Origin of the sequence: Streptomyces sp. NRRL S-87, from assembly GCF_000719335.1 — a bacterium.
Classification (GTDB): domain Bacteria; phylum Actinomycetota; class Actinomycetes; order Streptomycetales; family Streptomycetaceae; genus Streptomyces.
Genome location: NZ_JOGB01000178.1, coordinates 1 through 538, shown reverse-complemented (window position 1 = coordinate 538; position 538 = coordinate 1). Strand labels below are relative to the sequence as shown.

At 71.0% G+C, this 538-nt stretch carries 1 protein-coding gene and 1 pseudogene; both read right to left on the bottom strand.

Annotated features, from left to right (window positions below; translation table 11 throughout):
- Positions 1-356: GTP-binding protein (locus IF43_RS0135635; protein ID WP_030211206.1), on the bottom strand; the 356-nt coding region annotated here is incomplete at its 3' end.
- Positions 357-358: 2 nt separating this feature from the next.
- A pseudogene (locus IF43_RS0135630) lies at positions 359-538 on the bottom strand (sulfate adenylyltransferase small subunit); the annotation flags it as partial.

Sequence of the window (538 nt, the reverse complement as noted above, 5' to 3'; positions counted from 1 at the left end):
ACGGCGAGTTCGGCGGTGGAGGCGCCGGTGACCATGTTGCGGGTGTACTGCACGTGGCCGGGGGTGTCGGCGAGGATGAACCGGCGGCGGGCGGTGGCGAAGTAGCGGTAGGCCACGTCGATGGTGATGCCCTGCTCGCGTTCGGCACGCAGGCCGTCGGTCAGCAGTGCCAGGTCGGGGGCGTCCTGGCCGCGGTCGGCGGAGACCCGCTCGACGGCTTCGAGCTGGTCCTCCAGGACCGACTTGGAGTCGTGCAGGAGGCGGCCGACCAGGGTGGACTTGCCGTCGTCGACGGATCCCGCGGTGGCGAAGCGCAGCAGCGTGGTGGCGCTGAGCTGCTCGGTGGTGGTGGTCATCGTTAGAAGTACCCTTCGCGCTTGCGGTCTTCCATCGCGGCCTCGGACAGCTTGTCGTCGGCCCGGGTCGCGCCCCGCTCGGTGAGGCGGGAGACGGCGATCTCGGCGATCACCGCGTCGAGCGTGGTGGCGTCGGAGTCGACGGCGCCGGTGCAGGACATGTCGCCGACGGTGCGGTAGCG